Origin of the sequence: Shewanella morhuae (genome assembly GCF_900156405.1) — a bacterium.
Taxonomy (GTDB): domain Bacteria; phylum Pseudomonadota; class Gammaproteobacteria; order Enterobacterales; family Shewanellaceae; genus Shewanella; species Shewanella morhuae.
This window is the reverse complement of sequence record NZ_FTNN01000008.1, coordinates 215,435-233,197: the sequence shown is the minus strand read 5'-3', so window position 1 is coordinate 233,197 and position 17,763 is coordinate 215,435. Positions and strand designations below refer to the sequence as shown.

The 17,763-nt window shown below is 42.4% G+C and carries 10 protein-coding genes; 3 read left to right on the top strand and 7 right to left on the bottom strand.

Annotated elements, in window-relative coordinates; all coding sequences use genetic code 11:
• The first annotated feature begins 88 nt into the window (after window positions 1–88).
• On the top strand, window positions 89–1,189 hold the full coding sequence (locus BW947_RS11685) for an ISAs1 family transposase (RefSeq protein ID WP_076499763.1): 1,101 nt from the start codon (window positions 89–91) through the stop codon (window positions 1,187–1,189).
• Between the two features lie 50 nt (window positions 1,190–1,239).
• Here BW947_RS11685 and BW947_RS11680 read toward each other — a convergent pair whose 3' ends face one another.
• Window positions 1,240–3,012 (bottom strand): DUF885 domain-containing protein, encoded by a 1,773-nt coding sequence (locus BW947_RS11680; protein WP_076499761.1) that lies wholly within the window; start codon window positions 3,010–3,012, stop codon window positions 1,240–1,242.
• Window positions 3,013–3,335: 323 nt separating this feature from the next.
• On the opposite strand from BW947_RS11680, the gene BW947_RS11675 reads away from it, so the two are divergent.
• Both BW947_RS11675 and BW947_RS11670 read left to right on the top strand, forming a co-directional pair.
• Window positions 3,336–4,733, top strand: coding sequence for a DEAD/DEAH box helicase (locus tag BW947_RS11675; RefSeq protein WP_076499759.1), 1,398 nt, complete (start codon window positions 3,336–3,338; stop codon window positions 4,731–4,733).
• Window positions 4,734–4,793: 60 nt separating this feature from the next.
• A complete protein-coding gene (locus BW947_RS11670) occupies window positions 4,794–5,288 on the top strand; it encodes a peptidylprolyl isomerase (RefSeq protein ID WP_076499757.1) in 495 nt (164 codons plus the stop codon).
• Window positions 5,289–6,051: 763 nt separating this feature from the next.
• Here the strand turns inward: BW947_RS11670 and BW947_RS11665 are convergent.
• From BW947_RS11665 to BW947_RS11640, 6 genes are all read right to left on the bottom strand, one after another.
• The gene (locus BW947_RS11665; protein WP_076499755.1) at window positions 6,052–6,585 is read right to left on the bottom strand and encodes a cell division protein ZapC; all 534 of its coding nucleotides are present in this window, start codon (window positions 6,583–6,585) and stop codon (window positions 6,052–6,054) included.
• Between the two features lie 198 nt (window positions 6,586–6,783).
• On the bottom strand, window positions 6,784–7,803 hold the full coding sequence (gene pyrD, locus BW947_RS11660; protein WP_076499753.1) for a quinone-dependent dihydroorotate dehydrogenase: 1,020 nt from the start codon (window positions 7,801–7,803) through the stop codon (window positions 6,784–6,786).
• Window positions 7,804–7,865: 62 nt separating this feature from the next.
• The gene (locus tag BW947_RS11655; RefSeq protein ID WP_076499751.1) at window positions 7,866–12,710 is read right to left on the bottom strand and encodes an NAD-glutamate dehydrogenase; all 4,845 of its coding nucleotides are present in this window, start codon (window positions 12,708–12,710) and stop codon (window positions 7,866–7,868) included.
• 267 nt (window positions 12,711–12,977) lie between these two features.
• Window positions 12,978–15,293 (bottom strand): efflux RND transporter permease subunit, encoded by a 2,316-nt coding sequence (locus tag BW947_RS11650; protein WP_076499749.1) that lies wholly within the window; start codon window positions 15,291–15,293, stop codon window positions 12,978–12,980.
• Window positions 15,294–15,325: 32 nt separating this feature from the next.
• Window positions 15,326–16,342: a WD40/YVTN/BNR-like repeat-containing protein gene (locus BW947_RS11645; protein ID WP_076499748.1), complete on the bottom strand. Its 1,017-nt coding sequence runs from the start codon at window positions 16,340–16,342 to the stop codon at window positions 15,326–15,328.
• 55 nt (window positions 16,343–16,397) lie between these two features.
• On the bottom strand, window positions 16,398–17,762 hold the full coding sequence (locus tag BW947_RS11640) for a DUF1329 domain-containing protein (RefSeq protein ID WP_076499746.1): 1,365 nt from the start codon (window positions 17,760–17,762) through the stop codon (window positions 16,398–16,400).
• Window position 17,763: the final 1 nt, after the last annotated feature.

The window sequence follows — 17,763 nt, the reverse complement described above, 5'->3', positions numbered from 1 at the left end:
CAGGGCGGGATCATACTTTGTTAACAGTAGGGAACTTCTTCGTATCTGCATGATCTGATCGGGCATGTTATTCTACTGAACCTAATCCATGTCCTTATTTGAACACTTGAAACTCATCGAAGACCCTCGCTCTCACATCAACCTAGACCATGATTTAGTTGATATTATTTTTCTCGTTTTAGCGGCAATCACTTCAGGTTGTGATGGCTGGCAAGCTATCGAAGAATTCGGCAAAGAGAACCTATCTTGGCTACGTAAACATCGAGATTTTGACAAAGGGATCCCGACTCGGCATTCCATTGCTCGGATCATTAAAGTCATCGATACCGAAATACTGGTGTTGGCGCTCTTTAGTTGGGCAAATAGCTTAAGAGAGGCCTCATCCAAGCCATTAATCGCTATCGACGGCAAAACGTTGCGGGGTGCAGTTAATCAACATGGCGCTAAAAATGCGCTACACCTCGTTTCGGCCTTTGATACCGAACAAGGAATTGTGCTGTATCAGCAAGATACACAGACCAAAGGTAACGAAATCGCAACGGTTCAAGCGCTGTTGCACATGTTAGACATTAAAGACGCTGTTGTAACCTTTGATGCACTTCACTGCCAGCGGGAAACGCTTCAACAAATCATCAAAGCTAAAGGTGACTATGTTGTTCAGGTAAAAGGCAACCAACCTCTACTTAGGCAGGCCATAGAGATGCAGTTCCAACCTCACTGGGATAACGACGGCGTCGACATATTGAGTATCGAAGAGGATGACAAGGGGCATGGCCGTAAGGAGCGTCGCACGACATTTCAAATTCCAGCAAAGCTGCCGCAGGCGCTCGCGAAAAAGTGGCCATCAGCCAAGTCGCTAATTGCCGTTGAGCGTCAACGAACATATAAAGGTGTTACAAGCATTAATACGGATTATTACTTAAGTTCTTTACCTCTGGACGTCGAACTTGCAGCCAAAGCGGTGCGTCAGCATTGGCACATCGAGAACCAGCAACACTGGGTGCTTGACGTCACCTTTAGGGAAGACAGCTCAAGAATGGGTGACCGTGAAAACGCGAAGAAGATGGCGCTATTTCGGCGTATCGTGCTGAACCTTTTAGAGCAGCATCCGCTAAAAGCCAGTAAACCAACCAAGATAAGAAAGGCAGCATGGAATGGCGATTTTAGGAGCGAGATTTTCTTTGGTTAAAAGATTTAACAAAGCTTAATCCCGCCCTGGCCTCTGGATTAATCATAAAATTATTTAGCTTGCATTAACTGACGTATATATTTAACCGGTGCACTACCGTAACTCAAGAATTGCTCGTGGAAGGTTTTAAGATCAAACGCTTCAGCTTGGGCCTTTTTGTACTCTTCACGAAAATCATAAATTTCTCGATATCCTGAATAATAGCTAGTCAACTGCACTTGGCTAAGCGTTGCGCGGCGCCACTTGCCTTCAGCTTCTGCTTGCTGCTGAAAAGCCTCATTCATCATCAGGGCGATGGCTTGCTCTTCAGTCATGCCTTTAACATGAATACTGTAATCTAAAATAGTGTTACTGATAACGCGCAAATTCCACTTGTAATACATTAACCACATTTCAGGTTCAAAATCAGCATAGCCTTCTTCTAACATCATACGTTCAGTATAAACCGCCCATCCCTCTACCATAGCGCCATTGCCAAATAAGCTTTTAATTAAACTAGGAGATTGGTTTGAATAAACTAATTGAGTGTAATGCCCAGGAATAGCCTCATGGATATTGAGGATTTGTAAGATCCAGTGGTTATACTCACGTAAGTAACTTTCGGCAGAAGCATCACTCATACCATCCAGCGGTGTAACGTTATAATAAGTATTACCTGACTTCTCATAGGGACCAGGAGCGCTAATTGAGGCGCCTGCATAACCTCGCATATATTCTGGTGTTTCCCGCACAATCAACGGTTTTTTGGGATCTAATGTGACTAAATCTTTTTTATTCACAAACTCAATTAATTCAGGGATTTGTTTACGTACTTCATTTACAAACTCATCACGTTGTACATGCTTAGTCGATAATTTATCAATTAATTGACGAATTGCAATCTTACTATCTTTAGGCTGCGGAGTATTAAAATACTTAGGCCATAAGGCGTCGGTAATCTTTGCCATTTCAGCTTGAACACGCTCTTTATCAGCAATGGCTTTTTGATAAAGCTGTTTTGCTGTCATGCCTGCTTGAATATCAAAAGCAAATTTTTGCTCGTATAACTCCTCACCAATTCTAAAGCTACGGGCGCCATCTTGTTTTAATTGAATCACTAACTTATCTAACCACGCGATATGACCCTTAATGGCTGCAGTTGCTGCGTTAAAACGAGTGTTAAATAATGATTTTTCAGCATCAGTTAGGCCAGAATCTGCCAACTGTTTTAATAACTCGTCAGAAAATACTGAAAATGCGCCTTGGTTTTGTAGAACAGCTAATTCGGTATGTTCTAACGTTGGGTTATTAATGTTTGCCTGTGCTGCAATATAATAAGCAGGGACATTTTCTAATCTAGCTAATACAGAACGTAATCTATCATCCAAGGGTGCAAAATTTTCATTAATGATTTGGGCAAAACCACCTGAAACGTTATAGCTTGAAGGATCCCACTGCCAAGACTTAAAGCTATTAATTTCCCACGCCATGCTACCAAGCAAGTTATCAATAAGATGATAATCAATCAGTTCATTCGGTGTTAGCGACTTCTGCTCGAACTGCGTCAGTTGCGCTTGCTGTGCTTTAACAAAATCGAGGGTTTTTATACGACCTGCAGCATCAGGAATTTCAAGATAACCGTCATTGACGTGCTTGCCGCTGTATAAAGCCCAAGTGGGCGATAATTCCCACAAAGAATCAATAAAATTCGCTGAAAATTGCGAAAATGAAGCCGCTTTGACGTCAGCTGCGACCACTGGCGTTGTTTGAACAGTTGGTGATTGACAACCAGCAAGGCCGGCTAGCGATAATATTATCGCAAGGGAAATAGCAGTTTTCTTCATTATTATTAATCCTTTTTATATTAAGTAGGCGCACAAAAACTACCTAAGTTAAGCATATTGTTCCAACAATTGCAGCAGTGTTACTTGTTAATACACGCGCAGTTACAAATTTGTGAGATATTAATGTACGCAATATCTATCCTCTAGATATTACGCATCAATACGGACAAATATCCTAATAAACTCAAAACAGAATTTGACGATAATGATAATCGCCTATTTTGTTGCACCTCCTGCTATAATATTGCCCAGCTCCGCTGTTAACGCTTTAGCGTTCAGTTTGTTTAACAATGATTGACCTGACCCTTTACCTGAGACATTCAATGCCATTTTCCAAACTTGGATTAAGCGATCCGATTTTAAGAGCCATCACAGAGCTCGGCTATACAACACCGACTCCTATTCAAGAAAAAGCCATTCCAGTGATCTTGAAAGGTAAAAACCTGCTCGCCGGCGCGCAAACCGGTACAGGTAAAACAGCGAGCTTTGTATTGCCGCTACTGCAAATGTTCGCCGATGAGCCAAAAATCCGCGCTAAACGAGTGCGTGCACTAATCCTGACGCCGACCCGTGAATTGGCCGTTCAGGTAGAAGACAATATTGCTAAATATGCTAAATATCTACCCTTAACATCGATGGCCATGTATGGCGGTGTTGATGCAGCACCTCAAAAACAGCGCCTCATCGAAGGCGTGGACATTTTAGTGGCGACGCCGGGCCGATTGCTCGACATGTATACCCAAAGAGCGATTCATTTTGATGAAATATCGGTCTTAGTGTTAGACGAAGCCGATAGAATGCTCGACATGGGTTTCATCGAAGATATCAATAAGATCATCGAGCGCCTGCCTGCTGAGCGACAAAATCTATTGTTTTCGGCAACCTTATCTAAGCAAGTACGCTTTTTAGCGAAAACTGCCGTTGAAAACCCCGTCGAAATTGAAATTGCCCGCGATAGCGCCAACGCGCCGCAGATTGATCAATGGTTGATCACCGTTGATAAAGACAAAAAATCAGCATTGCTGAGTAAGCTCATTACAGAGCAAGCTTGGGAACAGGCTCTAATTTTTATCCAGACCAAACAAGGCGCTGCCAAACTCGTCAGCCAACTCGAAAAACGCGGTATTGCCGCCGAAGCGATTCACAGTGGTCGTAGCCAAGCAGTGCGCGAACAGCTATTAGTCGATTTTAAATCCGGAAAATTACGCTTTTTAGTTGCCACTGGCGTTGCCTCACGCGGCATCGATATTGACGCCCTTACTCGCGTAGTTAACTACGACTTGCCCGATGAAGCCGATGATTATATTCACCGTATTGGCCGAACCGGTCGTGCTGGTGCCTGTGGTGAAGCTATCTCTTTTGTATCTAAAGATGATTTTAGAAACCTGTGTGCTATTGAGCGCCGTTTAGGCCACATTATCGTACGCAAAGAAATAGAAGGTTTTGTACCTAGTAAAGAGGTGCCAATTTCAATCCTCGATTTCGTGCCGAAAAATATCACACCAAAAACCTTTAAGCCACGTGCACCTGAAGCTAAACCGCAGCGTCCAGCTAAAGAAGGCTCCTTTGAAACTGCTCATGCGAAAAAACATCGTAGTGCTAAAGCCAAGCCTGAAGCCAAAGCCACACTCAGTCGCGCAGCATCGGTGCCAATAAGTGATGGTGAAACGGGTCGCAGTGCACCATTTAATCCTTGGACTAATGGCCCTAAAACAAAGTAATGACTCTATAAAAGTCTTAACTTATAAACGTGATAACTCACTAAGACAGAAGATATTCGTATGATTACATTCAGCACCAATTTAGGCGACATCAGTATAGAACTCGATTTTGAGCATGCGCCAGTTAGTTCAAAAAACTTTGTGCGTTATTGCGAAGAAGGTTTTTTTGAACACACGATATTTCATCGAGTGATCAAGGGCTTTATGATCCAAGGTGGCGGTTTTACTGCAAAAATGAAAGAAAAGCCGACCCATGAGCCCATCGTCAACGAAGCCAATAAAGGCTTAAGTAATACCTTAGGCACTATCGCCATGGCACGTACTGATGCACCTCACTCTGCTACCGCTCAATTTTTTATTAATACTGCTAATAACGACTTTTTAGATCACACCGCCACCACCAATAATGGTTGGGGCTATGCGGTATTTGGTAAGGTCACGGCGGGAATGGACATTATCCAGCAGATTGAGAAAATCAAAACCACCACAGTGGCTGGTCACGAAGACGTACCTCGCGAGCCTATTGTGATTGAAAAGGTAACGATTAACCTCTAAGGTCTGTTAGATAATTTATCGCGCGATAATGTTACCCTTATTAAGAATATAGCCCTTATTAGGCCAGATTTATGACCTAATAAGGGTTAAGCCAGCAGTAATACCCCTTCACTAATCGCTTTACCCACGATTATTATCATCTCAATTGCTAATAAACCTGAACTCGGGATAACGAGTGTCGAACAATCTAAATTTAACAATCTAAATTTAACAAACTAAATTTAACAAACTAAATCAATGCTATAAATAATTATTTTGAAACGAAAAATCTATTTTATAACTGAATGCGCAGATTTTTGCACATATCAAGGCGCTCTGTCGTACACCATAGCCAGTTATGGTTAGACAGACCAACGCAGAGAGGCCAAGCAACTTCCTGCCAGATTTGGTAATAACCAAGGCAAAATTTAATAATCAAAAAGGATTTAGGATGGTAATTTTTAATTAGAGGGGGGTAAATCATTTAATATTAGATCTGATGATAAAAGGAGATTCTGTATAAAGCATCCATCATATCAATAGATATTTCATTCTTACCATACTAAATAACCTAGAAAAGCCACACTAATAAACAATAAAAAAACGCAGAACGCACAAATCATTTACATATGCATATTTGAGGTAATAGGTTTAAGGTTATGCATAAAATGCGTTATTAAAAAGCGCTGTAACTCTAAGCATTAATATTTAAGAGTACTAGATTAAGAGCACGGGGTAAGAGCATAAGTTAAACATTATCGTCATGCACAATAACTATATATAACTATGCCGCAACCACATGACGCTGTGCACGCAGCGGATGTAAACGATTATGCATCACTTTGATGGTTTCAAACTGTTGCATGATTTTCGCACTCGACAAGACACATTCAGGTGACAATAACATCACGAGCGCCGACTGTAGGGTATTTTCAATGACTAAGGCGAGCACTCGTTGCTTTTGGCATTTAAGCTCAAATACTTTACCGACATCGCTATAAACACACACATCACTGTTATCAAAAAACCAAGATTTAGGCATTTGTGGCGTTAACATAAAATGTGCAGCAGTTGCATTAAGCGCAATTTGGACAATTGCAGCATCAGTCAAAGATAAGGCTTTAGGTAGCTTATCAATCAAGGTCATATAAAATTTGGCGTGCTCAATACTAAACTCCATACCAGATAATGCATCGGGTATGAGTGATCTCGCTTTATAAGCCGTCAGAAACTCTATCTCGGAACCTAACGATACGCCTAATAAACCATAGGAATCGTTATATTTCCATTGCCAATCCTTTTGAGGCATTAATAACATAACATTGACCCAATATTTGAACACTGTGACATATTAGTAGATATTTTATCCAATATCAAAATAAATATAATAAAATACAAATTATTTAACAAACACTTAGTTTAAATGTTGCAGGATCCTAACAGCGATCTAAGGATCTTTTTAGATCGCTATTATTAAAAAGATCTTATTGAGATCGTTATATTGATCATAAGATGATTATTTCAGGCGATAAGCGTCAACGATTTCTTTAATTAGTTTTGGACCTTGATAAATAAAACCAGAATAAATCTGTACCATAGTTGCACCCGCATCAAATTTTGCCAGCGCATCTTCTGTGCTATTAATTCCTCCAACACCAATGATCGGGATCTGTCCTTTTAAACAGCTCGCTAATTGTTTGATCACTTTAGTCGATAGCTCTGTCAACGGTTTACCACTTAAGCCACCACTTTCATTCGCATTAGCAAGACCGCTAACACCATCACGTGTTAACGTCGTATTGGTCGCAATGGCACCATCAAATTTATTATTAATTAAAGCTTGTGCAATATTTTCTATTTCTTCGCTGGTTAAATCAGGTGCAATTTTAAGCGCGATAGGCACGTATTTTTTATGTTTTTCAGCAAGCTCAAGTTGCTTAGTTTTAATCGCACTTAACAGTTCATCTAATAGATCGCCATACTGTAGCGATCGTAACCCTGGAGTATTGGGAGATGAAATATTCACCGCAATATAGGCGGCATGCAAGTATACTTTGTCCATACAGATCAAATAATCATCTTTGCCTTGTTCAACAGGCGTGTCTTTGTTTTTGCCAATATTAACGCCAACCATAATATCAGTCTTTTTAGCGAGCAAATTTTTGACTAGATTATCGACACCTTTATTATTAAAGCCCATGCGATTAATAATACCTTTAGCAGGTTTTAATCTAAATAAACGCGGCAAATCATTGCCCGGTTGTGCTCTTGGTGTCACGGTGCCCACTTCAATATGACCAAAGCCCATCGCATGAAAAGCATCAATCGATTCACCATCTTTGTCCATACCCGCAGCAAGTCCTACTGGATTAGGAAACGTTAATCCCATAAAGGTAACTGGTGCTGGTGTAATATGTTGGCCATAAAAACAAGTTAGTGGGCTATTGCTGGTCATGTGCAAACCACCAATGGCGAGATTATGCGCTCGCTCAGGATCCATCTGAAACATGATTTTCTGTGCGATTTTATAGAACATAGATTTTCCTCAGCCTAAAAAAAGCCCCGGCTATCGCCAGGGCTTTTTATAATAATAAAAGTTTACTTTTGACCTTCACACTGAAGGATCATCAGATTAAGTTCACGTAGGGCGACGGAGAACTTAGCAAACTCATGGTTTTGCGATGTTTTGAAATCAGCCAGCATATGCAACCATCTTTCAAGCAGCGTTTGGTTGGTTTCAACCCACTGTGAAATCACGGTTTGCGCATCACAGCTTTCGCTACAGGTTCTTAATACCACTGAACTTAGTGCGCGTTGCTGCCAATCTAACTCTTCTCTAAAGGCTGCACGGGCAAGTGCTTGCCAATGGTTAGCGACTGGTTGCGCGCTAATTTGTTCTAGGAACCAATGTAGCTCAATACGCGCACCCAATTTAAAGTAAGTTTCAGCAACAAGCGCAACACTGCGGTCTTCAGCTTGCGCAATTTGTGCAATATCAAGTGCGGAGAACAAGGTGCTCATGTTAGCAACAACCGTAGCAAGATCTTGCGGTACATTCTCTTTGACCAACGCATTGATCTCAGTTTGAATACCCGCAGCTTCATCTTCTGCTAGATATAAATGCACATTAGCTTTTAGTTGTTCAAATACCGGCTTGAAGAAAGCAACAGTTTGTTCAATGCTCGATGCGCGATTACGATGACGTAAGAACCAGCGACATGCACGACGCATATTTCGACGTAACTGGTGCAACATCTCGCCTTGAACAACGGCTGGAACAATACCATTTAATTGGCTAATCGATTCAGTTAACTCAGCTAAACCAAACACTTCGCGAGCCATAGTGTAACAAATCGCCGCATCAGCAACTGAGGCACCCGTCTCATCTTGCATACGCTGAACAAAGTTAAGCCCCATATCATTAACAATTTCATTGGCTAATGAAGTTGCAATAATTTCACCGCGTAATGGGTGTGTAGCCATTCTATCGCTATACTTTTCCTGAAGTTTTTTAGGGAAGTAAGCAATTAATAATTGACTTAACAAGCTATCTTCAGTGATTTCAGGAGTGACTAATTGCTCTTTCAACACCATCTTAGAATAAGCACCTAGTACCGCTAGCTCAGGGCGCGTTAATGAACGACCATTGGCTAAACGTTCAGCAAGCTCGTCATCAGATGGTAAGAACTCTAATGCTCTATCTAACTTACCTTCTTTTTCAAGGTATTGAATAAAGCGTATTTGTTCTTTTAACTGCTCAGCACCGCGTACTTGGGTAACAGAAAGTGTGCGAGTTTGATCCTGACAATCCTGTAACACGATTTGACGAACTTCTTCCGTCATTTCTTCCAGCAAACGGTTACGCTGTTTCAGCGTCATTTCGCCATCATGCACTAACGCATTTAATAGGATTTTGATGTTAACTTCATTATCTGAACAGTCAACGCCACCGACGTTATCCACAAAATCGGTGTTAATACGGCCACCGTTCATCGCGTATTCAATACGGCCTAATTGAGTACAACCTAAGTTACCGCCCTCACCGACTATCTTAGCGCGCAGTTCTCCGCCGTTAACACGCAGAGCATCGTTAGCACGATCGCCCACTTCAGCATGTGTTTCGCGAGACGATTTAATATAAGTACCAATGCCGCCGTTCCAAATAAGATCAACGGGCATTTTCAGCAGTTCTTTCATCAGCTCAGTGGGGGTCATAGAGGTTTTCTCTGTGGCCAACATCTGCTGTATTTCTGCCGATAATGGAATTGATTTAGATGAACGTAGGAAAATACCGCCACCTTTTGAAATCAACTTACTGTTGTAATCTTCCCAGCTTGAACGGGGTAGTACAAATAAACGCGCTCGTTCAGCGTGGCTTAGCGCTGCATCTGGATTAGGATCAATAAAGATATGCATGTGGTTAAATGCAGCCACTAACTTAGTGTGCTCAGACAACAACATACCATTACCGAATACGTCGCCCGCCATGTCACCAATACCAATACAGGTAAAGTCTGTGGTTTGACAATCAATGCCCACTTCGCGGAAGTGGCGCTTAACCGATTCCCATCCACCTCTAGCGGTAATACCCATTTTCTTATGGTCGTAACCGTTACTGCCACCCGATGCAAATGCATCACCTAACCAAAAACCGTATTCAATGGCGATTGAGTTAGCGATATCAGAGAAGGTCGCGGTGCCTTTATCGGCTGCCACCACTAAATATGGGTCATCTTCATCGTGACGGATAACATCAAGCGGATGGACGATTTCACCATTAACGATGTTGTCGGTAATATCCAGTAATGCACGGATGAACAAGCGGTAGCAATCTTGACCTTCGGTGAAAAAGGCTTCACGCCCGCCTTCAGTAGGCAACTGTTTACAAACGAAACCACCTTTTGCCCCCACGGGTACAATAACGGTGTTTTTCACTTGCTGAGCTTTAACCAAACCTAATACTTCGGTACGGAAGTCTTCACGACGATCTGACCAGCGCAAACCACCACGAGCCACTTTGCCGTAACGTAAATGCACACCTTCAACCCGTGGCGAATAAACGAATATTTCGAATTTCGGCAATGGACGTGGCATTTCAGGGATCATTGAAGGCATGAATTTGAACGAGATATAACTCTTCGCTTCGCCTTTTGCATCCTGTTGATAGAAGTTAGTACGTACAGTGGCATTAATCAGGTCTAAATAACGGCGAATAATACGGTCATCATCTAAGCTAGATACTTCGTCTAAACGTAGATTAATTTGTTCCATAAACTTGCCCAGAGTGCGGGTTTTTAGTTTAGGATTAAACTTACGGACGAACATTTTAACTAGCAAATCAGCGATTTGTGGGTAACGTCCGAAGGTTTCTTCGATATAGGCTTGGCTAAATGTTGCATCAATTTGGCGCATGTATTTAGCATAAGCACGTAATACTGACACTTCACGGCCCGTCAAACCTGACGCCAGAATAATACGGTTGAAACCGTCATCTTCTAATTTCTTTTGCCACACTTGTGACAAGGCAGTTTGGAATCTATCTTGGCTATCGGCGATGTTGTCTGTGTTGACGACTTTAACTGTCATCAAGAAGTCTAAAATCCAGAAAGTAGAACCATCAGAGGTTTTCACTTCATATGGACGCTCGTTAATCACACGCAGACCAAAGTTTTCGAGCATTGGCAGCACGTCAGACAGATGAATAGGCTCATCTTTGTGAAATAGTTTCAAGCGTACTTTGTTGTCATTTAACGCAGCTTCCTGCGGTTGATAGAACAACATGCCCAGTTTGTGTTCGTCATCCAGCGCTTCAAGCTGTTGCATGTCAACAACAGCTGAGCTTGGCAATACGTCTTCTTTATAACTTTGCTCAAACGCATTGAAATAGCGTTTAGTCAGATGTGTGCCGGCTTCTTCGCCCAGTGCACTATTAAGCGCTGTGCTTAACTTATCTTCCCATGAACGCGCCGCTTCGATTAAATTGTTTTCTATGGCAGCCACATCTACATCCATATTATTGTTATCAACTTTGACAATGTAGTGAGTACGAGCAAGCGTTGACTCAGAAAAATAAGTCGTAAACTCTACATCTTCTTTGCTGTTAAAATGTTGAGCCAAAATACGTTGAGTATCTTGACGAAGTTTAGTGTTGTAACGATCTTTGGCAACATACACTAAGCAAGATAAGAAACGACCAAAACCATCTTTGCGTACAAAGAGTTTCAATTTATCTCTGTCTTGCATTTCTAACACGCCATACGCCATGTGCGCTAAATCATCCATATTGGCTTGAATTAGCTCGTCACGAGGTAGATTCTCCAAGATGTTTAGCAGGGCTTTATAGTCGTGCGAACGTGGAGTTAAGCCAGAACGATCTAATACACGCTGCACTTTCTCATTCAGCAGTGGGATTTCTCGTGGGCTGCGGTTATAAAGATTTGATGCATATAAGCCGATGAATCTATCTTCACCAACCACATTACCTTGCTTATCAAAACGCTTGATGCCGATATAATCAACATAGGCTGGACGATGAACACGGCTCTTGGCACTACTCTTCGTAAGGATTAGCAAACTGTGATCTAACGCTTCTTTACGAGCGCTATCAGAGAAGCTAGATAGCAATAAACCTTGTTCTGGTTGAGCTTTAGTGTGCTTGTTCATCAAACCTAAACTAGAGGCGATATTTGGCACTAACTCAACGTCACCCTCGATACGCTTTAAATCGTATTGACGGTAACCTAGCAGGGTGAAGTGATGATTATTCAAGTAGGTTAAGAAGTTAATCGTTTCTTCTAACTCTTGCTGATCACCTGGGAACGGGCGGGTTGGCAAGTCCTTGATGGTCTCACTCAACTTAGCCGACATAGCTTCCCAATTGTTGACTGAAGCAGCAACGTCGGCCAGTACTGACTGAATTTCGCGCTCTAATGCTTTAATGTCAACGGTACTGCTTTGACGGTCAATTTCAATCAGAAAAACGGCAACATGCTCAGTGCTTTCAGGGCTCTGATTAAGATAAGCCACATTGCTCACACTGCTTTCTGAGCGCTCAATGGCCAGAGGTGTATGCAACATCATGTGTGCCGTAATACCCATACGATTCAATGCCATACCAACTGAATCTACCAAGAATGGCATGTCAGGTTGGATTATTTCAATGATTGAGTGAGTAGATTGCCAGCCGTGTTTGGCCTGGCTAGGGTTGAACACTCGTAGGTGAGTGTTACCTTTGGGCGTTTTATTTAGGGCGTTCCATAAACTCAGAACCGCACCATATAAATCACTGTCATTACGCGCATTGAGATCATCTTTCGACATGTGGGCATAAAGGCAGGTGGCAAACTGTTCAACTTGCTTGACGTGTGAATTAGGGACTTTAGCGTGAATTAAACTGACTACCTTTTCAAGTAGTACTGAAGGCATTGCATCTTTCAAGGCCATGTTGCTGTTTCCTTAAGCGTCTATGGCAGCGCTTTTTTTCATTATTTGGATGCTTCGGCTTAATAATCTCAGATTAATTTAGTGTGATCTGGATCATCGGGCAAAGTCTATTACTAAACTCACTGTAATTCGAGCAAAATTTTAGTGGTACATCCTGTCTAAAGTCAGTATTGACGTAAACCCATAATAAGATATGACCAAATAATCGATAAAGCAGACTAAGTATTCAAAAGCAAATGGGGAGCTCATGCTCCCCATTGATAGTATCTACTTAGGTTGGCGCCAGAAAACAGCGGACAATGCCGGCAATATAATGATTGCACCGAGCATATTTACCACAAACATAAATGTTAACAATATACCCATGTCCATTTGGAATTTAAGTGCGGAGAAGAACCAAGTGCTCACACCAATTGCTAATGTGAGGCCAGTAAAGATCACTGCACTACCCCGCTCAACCAATGCCTCATAATAAGCCTGCTGTACTGGCATCCCTTCTGACAATTTAGGCGACATGGTCGAAAGGATATAAATACCATAGTCCACACCTATGCCTACGCCAAGCGCAATAACGGGTAAGGTGCTGACAGCTAAGCCAATATCAAGCTGAGTCATCAAGGCTTGTGCCAATGTCGACACCACATAAAGTGGAATAATCACCGCCACCGTCGCTTTAAAAGATTTAAAACTGATTAAGCACAGAACAAACACAGCACCATAGACGTACAACATCATAGGTAACTGCGCCTGCGCAACCGCTTCATTGGTTGCAGCCATAACGCCCACGGGTCCAGATGCCAATTTAAACTGTAACTTATCGTTATCCATTTTAGCCGCAACCGTTTTGACTTTCGCGACCACAGTTTCAATGGTTTCAGCTTTGTGATCTTTCATAAATAGATATACGGGCATCACAGAACAATCACTATTTAATAAACCCGAAGTGGTAGGAATCTGACCAATGGCCTGTACTAAGCTTGCTGTTGTGCGCGGCAACACTTCCCATCTTGGATTACCTTCGTTAAAGCCGGCATTCACTTTTTTAGCCACAGAGGCCAAACTCACTGTTGATTCAACTCCGGGAGCATTACGCACTAACCATTCAAACTCATCAATTTGTGTCAGTACATCATGGTAAGTACAAGCCTCAGGCGCCGCCTCAACAATCACAGTCATAACATCTGTGGTAATCGAGAAATGATCGGTAATAAAGAAGGTGTCTAAGTTATAGCGTGAATCCTGATGTAACGCTGGCGCCCCACCTTGTAAGTCACCAATCTTCATTTTATTAGCTTGTTGTAGGCCAATAAAATACAGCACCACGGTGGCAATAATGACTACCACTGCATATTTAGGTGTTGCAAACCGTGCTAAGAAACGCCAAATGGCATCACTGCGAACTTCTTCAGTCGTCGGCACAGCATGTTTGTTGACTTTGATTTCAGTAAAGGAAATGACTAACGGTAATAGAATAAGGTTAGTGAAAATAATCACGCCCACGCCCAGTGATGCCGAAATTGCCAACTCACGAATGATACCAATATCAATAGATAAAAGAGTAATAAAGCCAACAGTGTCAGACAGCAATGCTACGCCGCCAGGGACTAATAAACTGCGAAATGCCGAGGCAGCTGCCGCTCTTGTAGTTTGCCCATCGATAACGCGATGCCTTACCGCATTGATGATCTGCACTCCATGGCTCACCCCAATGGCAAACACCAAAAACGGTACCAAAATTGACATAGGATCAAGGCCAAACCCTATCACAGTCAACAAACCGAGTTGCCATACTACAGCCGTTAAGCTACAGACGAGGGGTAAAATAGTCAGGATCAGTGATTTAGAAAACAGGTAAACCATAACGGCTGTAATCAAAATGGCGATCACAAAAAACAGCAATACACCCTTAGCGCCATCGGCCACATCACCGGCCATTTTAGCAAAACCGATGATATGAATTTTAACTTTATCTGTTTCGAACTTGCCCCGAAGTTCTTTTTCAAGTTGCGCCGCAAAGGCAATAGTATCGAGCGGTTTTCCCGTTTGTGGATCAAAATCCATTAACTGTGCCGATACCATAGCCGCACTATAATCGTTGGCAATTAATCGGCCGACAATGCCGGCTTTTTCGATATTATCGCGAACGGTTTCTAAGCCCTCTACCGAAGTTGAAAAATCAGCGGGGATAACCGGCCCGCCAGCAAAGCCGTCTTCAACAACCTCGGTAAAGCGAGTCGATGGCGAAAAAACGGATTTCACCTGCGCACGATCAACACCTGGAATAAAAAATAGCTGATCGTGCACATTTTTTAAGGTATCAAAATAATTAGCATTAAAAATATTGCCGCTAGTATCTTCTACCGCCACCATAATGCTGTTAGCCCCGCCAAAATCTTTTTGGTGTTTAAGATAGGTCTGCATATAACTGTGATGCAGTGGAATATTTTTAATAAAAGCAGCATCCATTTTGAGTTGACTGGCTTGATAGCCTAGAAACAACGTCAAAAATATAAAAATACCAACAACCCACGCGCGGTTGCGAAATAAAAATGATTCAAATCCGTTGACCAGTTTCTCTAACATCTTCTCGGCCCTGTTATTGTTGTTTTAAAATTTTATGGCTTAAGAATAAACAATCCTTGACTACCAGATAACCAAATATCACCTTGCTTATCCTTCGCAATTGAGACTAAGTTTTCCCCTTGGCGACGAGTGACAATACTGCTGCTATCGTCCTTATTCAGTTTTATAACGATCCCCGCATTGCCAACTAAATATAGTGTATCGTCAGCGGCAGACATGACGCCATTGATTGAGGATTGCACTGGTAAGGCGATTTCAGTCCACTGGTTTAAACTCACGTCGGCCTTAAATACATGCCCGCGAAGCCCCATCACATACACAGTATCTTGAGTTTCTATGGCATTAAACATCGAACCATCGTAAGCAAAACTGGTACGTGCAAATGTTTTGCCTTGGTCGCTAGAAACAGCCACTAAGCCCAACTCACCAACCAGCAATAAACGTCCATCGGTTAACGTTAAAACGCGATTAAAATGTGGCAATAAAGACGTGCGCGCACTTAAATAAGCAGAGGGGTCGCTATCCTTTAACTCTGCTAAATAAGATACGTCTTCTTCAGCTAAAAGTTCTTCATGGAACTCATCGTTCCAATGAGCGCCACCATCGCTAGTGCGATAAAACAAACCATAAGCGCCAACAGCAATACCATTGTTTTCACTTAAAAACATCACATCGAGGAAGGGTTTTTCTATCTCGGGCGAATGCATCTGTAATTGCCAAGTTTGGCCGCCATCTTGAGTATGCAAAATCGTTGCATCATGGCCAACAGCCCAACCCAATTTCTGATTAATAAAAAATACTTTCGTTAACTGCGAGCTAACGGGCGTCGCTACTTGCTGCCAACTACCGTCATACACTAATACATGACCGCGTTCACCAACAGCAACTAAACCATTGCCAACGTTAGCAATATCCAAAATCAAGGACGATGCAGCAAGAGGTTGAATTTGAGAAAAAAGCAGATCTGATGAAGTTGCTGATAGCGTAGAAGGAAAAAAAGTACTACCCAAACAAAATACAGCAACACACTGAAGGATGCGAAACGGCATACAAACTTCCTTAAAACGGATGAGGGGCGCAAAGCGCCCCTTTATACATGGCTTATTAACGAATACCTTCACGACGTAATGCATCGGGGGTAAAGTTAGCTTCTGGCAATTTGGCATCGAAGTTATACATACCACTTTGATTATCTAAGCCCATAGCAAGATAGCGACGAGATTGCAAATCATGGAATACTTCTAAGGTGTCCCATTGAGTCGGAACTTCGTAGTAGTTCAAGCCATGTGCAACGGCCACACGATACATCTGATCTCGGTTATCATAAAGATCGGCAATCGATACTTGCCAAGAATCTTCATCAAGATACATGTCGCGTACTTTATAAATGTGGCGCATACCTTCTTTCAGCGTTGCCCTCACCTGCCATACACGGTGTTTTTCCCAGCGCACATATTCAGGATTCACATGACCCGGTTTTAATATTTGGTCATATTTCAGCTTGTCTGAATGCAATTTATAGTCGTTATACGGAATATAAATTTCTTTCTTACCCACAAGCTCCCAGTTGTAACGCGATGGTGAGCCGTTAAACATGTCTAAGTCATCTGTGGTACGTAAACCATCGGACACTGTACCAGGTGTATCAAATGCTACGTTTGGCGCTTTGCGTACACGTCGCTGTCCGGTGTTATAGGTCCAAGCTTGACGAGGCAATGCCTCCTGATCCATGGTTTCTTTGACTAACAACGCGGTTCCAGCGAGACGCGCAGGCTGGGTTACCACTTGCTTAAAGTAAAATAAGGTATTGTTAGCTTTCAGTTGTTCTAAGGTGATTTCAGGGCGAGAATATTCAAATCGAATTTCTTCGGCTGTTTCGACTAAGCTGTAACTCCCATTGGCTGTCGGGGCAGCTTGGCTACGTGAAGTCGAAATTTCAACACCGCGAAAACGTAAAATATGGTTCCAAATCGCTTCTAAACCATTTGCAGGGATCGGGAATGGAATACCAATGGTGGCACCTGAAATTCCATTACCTTGGGCAATCAATTCTGCACGGGTAGCATTCACCTTAGTCGCATCATAGACATATTGCGGCACAGAGGCGCTACGGCGAGTTTGATACACATTCATTTTGTAGGTTTCAGGATAAAGCTCGAATAACTTTATCTGACCCGGCGTTAAAAAGTCTTTATATTGCTCTTTATTAGCATTGGTGATGGTAAATTCAATCTTATCTTCAGGGAAAGGATCGGGATGATGCATCCCCTTGGTATAACCCGCTACAGGTTTAGTAATGCCCCCATCCCACGCAGGAATAGAACCGTCAGCATTACCAGCTTTTTCAGCCCCTAAAGGCGTTAACTCATTGCCAAGTTTAGCGGCATCGGCTTCAGAAATTTTCGCCGTAGCCACTGGCACCACAAGCGCCATCATTACCGCGCTCGCCAATATCGTCAGTTTCTTCATT

What these genes read in the sequence shown, in the direction of transcription:
- BW947_RS11655 (WP_076499751.1), bottom strand. Translation starts at nt 12,710, where the DNA reads ATGGCCTTGAAAGATGCAATGCCTTCAGTACTACTTGAAAAGGTAGTC.
- BW947_RS11645 (WP_076499748.1), bottom strand. Translation starts at nt 16,342, where the DNA reads ATGCCGTTTCGCATCCTTCAGTGTGTTGCTGTATTTTGTTTGGGTAGT.
- BW947_RS11670 (WP_076499757.1), top strand. Translation starts at nt 4,794, where the DNA reads ATGATTACATTCAGCACCAATTTAGGCGACATCAGTATAGAACTCGAT.
- BW947_RS11665 (WP_076499755.1), bottom strand. Translation starts at nt 6,585, where the DNA reads ATGTTATTAATGCCTCAAAAGGATTGGCAATGGAAATATAACGATTCC.
- BW947_RS11685 (WP_076499763.1), top strand. Translation starts at nt 89, where the DNA reads ATGTCCTTATTTGAACACTTGAAACTCATCGAAGACCCTCGCTCTCAC.
- BW947_RS11640 (WP_076499746.1), bottom strand. Translation starts at nt 17,762, where the DNA reads ATGAAGAAACTGACGATATTGGCGAGCGCGGTAATGATGGCGCTTGTG.
- BW947_RS11675 (WP_076499759.1), top strand. Translation starts at nt 3,336, where the DNA reads ATGCCATTTTCCAAACTTGGATTAAGCGATCCGATTTTAAGAGCCATC.
- pyrD (WP_076499753.1), bottom strand. Translation starts at nt 7,803, where the DNA reads ATGTTCTATAAAATCGCACAGAAAATCATGTTTCAGATGGATCCTGAG.
- BW947_RS11680 (WP_076499761.1), bottom strand. Translation starts at nt 3,012, where the DNA reads ATGAAGAAAACTGCTATTTCCCTTGCGATAATATTATCGCTAGCCGGC.
- BW947_RS11650 (WP_076499749.1), bottom strand. Translation starts at nt 15,293, where the DNA reads ATGTTAGAGAAACTGGTCAACGGATTTGAATCATTTTTATTTCGCAAC.